This window comes from Phenylobacterium sp., from assembly GCF_030697925.1.
Classification (GTDB): domain Bacteria; phylum Pseudomonadota; class Alphaproteobacteria; order Caulobacterales; family Caulobacteraceae; genus Phenylobacterium.
The window spans coordinates 1-5,142 of record NZ_JAUYOJ010000164.1 but is presented as its reverse complement, the minus strand read 5'-3'; the positions used below and the strand labels follow the sequence as shown (position 1 = coordinate 5,142).

At 66.1% G+C, this 5,142-nt stretch carries 5 protein-coding genes and 1 pseudogene; 4 read left to right on the top strand and 2 right to left on the bottom strand.

Features of this window, described 5'->3' with window-relative positions; genetic code table 11:
- On the bottom strand, positions 1 to 186 hold a 186-nt coding region (locus Q8Q88_RS15605; RefSeq protein WP_305676107.1), incomplete at its 3' end, for a tautomerase family protein.
- A 220-nt stretch (positions 187 to 406) separates the two neighbouring features.
- Positions 407 to 733, bottom strand: a pseudogene (locus Q8Q88_RS15600) (beta-ketoacyl-ACP synthase II); the annotation flags it as partial.
- Between the two features lie 454 nt (positions 734 to 1,187).
- Between Q8Q88_RS15600 and Q8Q88_RS15595 the strand changes: the two are divergent.
- From Q8Q88_RS15595 to Q8Q88_RS15580, 4 genes are all read left to right on the top strand, one after another.
- On the top strand, positions 1,188 to 1,577 hold the full coding sequence (locus Q8Q88_RS15595; protein WP_305676106.1) for a hypothetical protein: 390 nt from the start codon (positions 1,188 to 1,190) through the stop codon (positions 1,575 to 1,577).
- A gap of 545 nt (positions 1,578 to 2,122) precedes the next feature.
- Positions 2,123 to 2,989, top strand: coding sequence for an alpha/beta fold hydrolase (locus Q8Q88_RS15590; RefSeq protein WP_305676105.1), 867 nt, complete (start codon positions 2,123 to 2,125; stop codon positions 2,987 to 2,989).
- A 49-nt stretch (positions 2,990 to 3,038) separates the two neighbouring features.
- The gene (locus tag Q8Q88_RS15585; RefSeq protein WP_305676104.1) at positions 3,039 to 3,839 is read left to right on the top strand and encodes a glutathione S-transferase family protein; all 801 of its coding nucleotides are present in this window, start codon (positions 3,039 to 3,041) and stop codon (positions 3,837 to 3,839) included.
- Positions 3,840 to 4,194: 355 nt separating this feature from the next.
- The gene (locus Q8Q88_RS15580; RefSeq protein ID WP_305676108.1) at positions 4,195 to 4,848 is read left to right on the top strand and encodes a flavin reductase family protein; all 654 of its coding nucleotides are present in this window, start codon (positions 4,195 to 4,197) and stop codon (positions 4,846 to 4,848) included.
- Positions 4,849 to 5,142 lie beyond the last annotated feature (294 nt).

The following is a 5,142-nucleotide window of genomic DNA, read 5'->3' as shown; positions in this document are numbered from 1 at the left end:
TCTGACGAAGTTGTTCCGAGCCTCGCCCCCGATGAAGAACGAGTCCTCGGCGACTTCCTGGAAGACCACGCCGACATAGAATTTCGGCATGATCCGGCCGTAGAGGGCGGTCACCTGCGCCGAGAACGCCTGTTTGTCCTCACGGGTGTAGGCTCCGACCGGATGATAGACCTTCCAAAGGGGCATGGTTCGTATCCGTTCTATCGAGGCGCCAGGTTCCGGCGTCTCGCGGGGGAAGAGCGCTGCCTCAAAGATGCCGCCTGGGTCATATGCGGTCAAGACAAAACCACGGTCGAGTGCCGAAAAAAAACTCACTTACAATCAGACTATCTGCAATGCCGCTCTTGTGATGGCGCGTGTAGGTCGTGGGTCGGGCGGTGATCTAGGGTTCATCGCCAGAACGGAGTCAGTTCGGACAACGGCGGAAGATGGCGCTGGCGTTCACGCCGCCGAACCCGAAACTGTTGGTCATGGCATGGGTGAGCCTGTCGACCCGATGGGCGGCCCGCAACAGGTCCATACCAGCCGCCGCTGCGTCAGGTTCAACCAGGTTCAAGGTGGGCGGCAGGTGCTGGTCTCGCAGGCTGAGCACGGTGAAGGCCGCTTCCAACGCACCCGCCGCCCCAAGTGGGTGGCCGGTCGCCGACTTCGTGGCTCCGACGGCGACGCGGGCGTCTCCGAACACCGCGTGAATGGCGCGAAGCTCACAGGCGTCCCCCATCGGCGTCGAGGTCGCGTGGGCGTTGGACCCCTGATCTCAGACAGGACGGGCAGGCTCCGTCGCTTCCCGCTTGATCACCACCGCGTGCGCCGGACGCCCATGCCGCGCGAGCGGCTTAGTCCAGTGGCGCAAGCCGGCTCTACCGCTCTTGGAGCGGCCCTTCATCCGACGGGCCCTAGTTCAGATTTCGGCAGACACCAATCCTAGGGAGAACGGCTGCGAACCGCCTAGCTTTTGCACCATTCGCTATCATGGATGGTCTTAACTACGCTGGCGTAAAAGGCCTGCTGCTCGACGCTATCGCTGCGTTCGCGGCTTCGAGTCACAGCGCTCTCAAGGTACGAGAGGCCGCGCGCGTAGTCCGGGGCGCCCCCGGATAGCCACTGAAATATGAAACCCCCAGAAGGTAGGTCGCCCAGGGGACGCGGGTCTTTTCGCCGTTGGCATAGTGGGTTCGGCCCTGAGAGTGATCGCCACGCGCCACAGCGCCAGCGCGGGTGCGCCATTGACTGCACCCGTGCTCGCGTTGGCGAAGGCGCCGATTGCAGGTCCCGAGGTGATGGGCTTCCTGACTGCCAAGGCGAGGCCGCCTCAGGACGAATGCCTGATCTGGAAAGCTCATGCCGAAGTCTGGAGCAGCCTGGAGCGCGCGCTGGGGGCTGAGGGCGTTAAGCTCGAGAAGCTTCGACCCGCTCCGGGCTTCGAAATCGATGGCCTGGTGACGCGACCGAACTCTTCCATCCTGATCGAAATCAAGGCCAGCAACAGCGCGTCTGACGTCTACGAGGGGCTCGGGCAGCTCTTGCTCTACAGGAGCATGCTGAAGCTGCCGAAGGCCTGCCGTCTGGTGCTGTGATCTGCGAGCTTTCGCGGGCTATCGAAATCGATCAGGATTTTCTCGTAAGCTGTTGAACAAAAACGTGATCGTCGCCGACGTCAATCAGCGACTATCGCGGAACAGCGGAACAGCGGAACAGCGGAACAGCGCTGCCGCGGACCGAACACGCCTGATCCTCAAGTTCACTCCACTGCACGGAAGGGTCTCCATCGCGATCGAATCGCAGCGCCCGCGTCGCGGCGGACTGAATGCCGAATGGGAACCCATGTAGCATGCGATCCGGATCGCTCCACTCCTCGACCGGGGGAGTCCCCGCGCGCCTCGGGGCGTCGATGACGCGGGGTCGGCGCCGGCCGTGGCCAGGCGAGTCGGGGACGCGCAGCGGCCGTCTCGAGTTCGGATGCGCTGGACGCCTTGCGGCGCGGTAGGTACGTGCGATAAAGGAACTCAACGTCGCGGGGCGTGGAACGCGCCGGCTTGCGGGAGCGGACATGAAGACGAAGATCACAGAGGTGTTCGGCATCGACCGGCCGGTCATCCAGGGCGACATCTAGGAGGGTTCGATGGAAGAGCGCCGCGTCAAGGCCAACGGGATCGATTTTGCGTACCTGGAGGAGGGGCGCGGACCGACCGTGTTTCTGCTGCACGGTTTCCCCGACAACGCCCATACCTGGAGCCACCAGATTCCCGCCCTTTCGGCGGCCGGCTATCGGGTCGTCGCGCCGTTCCTGCGCGGCTATCCGCCCACCCAGATCCCGGACGGCGGCTACTATGGCCGCTCGACCCTGGCGCTCGACATCAAGGCGCTGATCCTGGCGCTCGGGGGCGGCGAGCCGGTGTTCCTCGTGGGCCAGGACTGGGGGGCCGGGATTACGTACAACGTGATCGCCGCCTTCCCCGAACTGGTCCGGCGCGCCGTGGCGATGGCCATCCCCCATGCGGCGCAGATCCGGCGCACGCTGCTGGACTCGCCGAAGCACGTCCATGAGTCGTTCCATTGGTGGTTCTTCCAGCTCCCCGGCCTGCCGGAAGCGGCGATCCTGGCCAATGACATGGCGTTCATCGACTATCTTTGGAACGACTGGTCGCCCGGGCATGAGGACGCGGCGCACATCGCCGAGATCAAGCGGATGCTGGCGCGGCCCGGCGCGCTAGCGGCGACGCTCGGCTACTACCGGGCGATGATCGATCCGGCCAAGAGTGATCCAGCGCTGCGGGACATCAACGAGGCGTGCGACCGGCCGATCCGCGTGCCGACCCTGGCGCTGTGCGGCTCGAACGACCTCCGCAGCGAGATGCTGGAGCCGCAGAAGGAGTTCTTCGTAGGCCCCTATGAGTGGGAGGTCCTCGAGGGATGCGGACACTTCCTCCACCGCGAGCGGCCGGCCGAGGTGACCCGGCTGGTGATCGACTGGCTACAGCGTCCGTGAGGGCCGCCCGACGCCCTGAGCTGCGGCCACGGAGAGCTGGTGAGCGGCCATGACCCAATTGCGCATCTTCTCGTATCTTCCCAATCCACGGGTCTGGAAGGCGACCATCGCGGCGCGCATGTGCGGCGTCGAGGTGGAGGTTCGCGGTGCGGCGCCGGAACAGCTGGCGGAGTGGCTCTGGGACTTCGACGCGCGTGCGCGGGCCGAGGTGGATCCCGAACGGCTGAAGGCCGCCGAGCGCCCGGGGCGGATCGGGTTCAAGGACAGGCCCCTCTACAAGACCGACGCGTTCCTCGCCGCCAATCCGTTCGGGACCGTCCCGGCCGCCTTCAGCGACGACGGCGCGGTGGGGATCTTCGAGTCCAACAGCATCCTGCGCGCCGTCGCTCGCCTGGGGGCCGCGACCTGCAACCTGTACGGAGCCGACGCCTATGCGGCGGCCCGCATCGACAGCTTCCTCGATGTGAGCCTGGTCTTCGCCCGGGACGCGCAGATCTATCTGCTGGCGCTGCGGGGCGCCGAGGTCGGCGCGGAGGTCTACGCCCGCGCGTCCGAGGCCTTCGCCACCTACCTCGGGGGGCTGGAGCAGGCGCTCCAGCCCGACCGGCAGTTCCTGACGGGCGACCAACTCAGCCTGGCGGATATCTGCTTCGCCTGCGAACTCGCCCTGTTCCACAACGAGCTCGCTCGGCGGGCTCCGCTGGACGCGAGCCATCTCCAGCCTCTGCTGGCCGACGCACGGACCCGCTACCCACTCGCCTTCGCGCACTTCGACCGGCTGGTGCGCCACCCCGACTTCGCCCCGGACCTCGGTCCCTATCTCGCGAAGCTGGCGCGCTCGCCGCGCTGACGGGGCGCCAGCGGGCAGGGGGCCCGCCATCGCATCTGTTGAAGTCGGGCGCCCGGGTTGCGATGCGGGCATCGGGCCAAAGGCCAACGACCAGGCGAGGACTCATGAGCGCAACTTTGGACGCGCGTCGCCGAGGAGCTTCGGGCGTACAACGCGCAGAACGCGGGGGCGGCCCAGCGCATCGCCGCCTTCGCGGTCCTGGACCGCCCGCCGTCGTTGGCGGCCGGAGAGGTCACGGACAAGGGTTATGTGAACCAGCGCGCTGTCTTGGCCGGCCAGGCCGACCTGGTCGAATCCTTTTGCGCGGCGGATCCCCCTCGCGTGTCGTCGTCCTCTAGAGCCGAGGTTGCAACCGATGTCGGGCGTTGATTTCCACTACTACGAGCCGTCCCAGGGCCACGGGCTCAAATACAATCCCCTGAACGCCCTGATCGCCCCGCGTCCGATCGGCTGGATCTCGTCGCGGGACGCGGAGGGCCGCGTCAACCTCGCGCCCTACAGCTTCTTCAACGCCTTCAACTACGACCCGCCGATCATCGGGTTCTCGAGCATCGCCTGGAAGGACAGCGTTCGAAATGCGTCCGAAACGGGGGAGTTCGTCTGGAACCTGGTGACGCGGGAGCTCGGCGACCGGATGAATGCGACGTCGGCGCCGCTTCCTCATGGGGTGGACGAGTTTCCGATCGCCGGACTGACGGCGGTTCCGGGACGGGTAGTCAACGTCCCGCGGGTGGGGGAAAGCCGCGCGGCGATGGAATGCAAGGTCATCGACATCGTGCAGTTCCGCAACACCGGCGGCGACAAGGTGAACGGCTGGCTGGTGCTGGGCGAGGTGGTGGCGGTCTACATCGACAAGCTGCTGATCGACGACGGCGTCTACCAGACCGCACAGGCGCTGCCGATCATGCGCGCCGGGGGCCTGAACGACTATGTGCAGGTCTCGCCTGAGAACGTGTTCCAGATCATGCGACTGACCGGCGCGGGCAGCAAGGAACACCACGGCGCCTAGGCCCTCCGGGGCCACGCGCCGTTGCGAGCTTCGCAGCACCTTGCTCCTAGTCTGCGGTCCTCCCGGCGCCGACGCCATCGCAGCTTCTCCGCACCTTGTTGCGCGAGTTCAGCCGGACAGGTGGTCCAGCAGAGCCAGCAGCGACCGCTTGGCGCCCTAGGTGTGAGCTCTCAATAGGTTGTCCATCCGACCCGGACCGGGGAAGCTGTGGTTGCGAAGCTACAGGGTCTCAGGAAGGGATCGGATGAACGTCCACAAGAATGCCCGGCTGACGGTGCACAGTCGAGCCGAGTT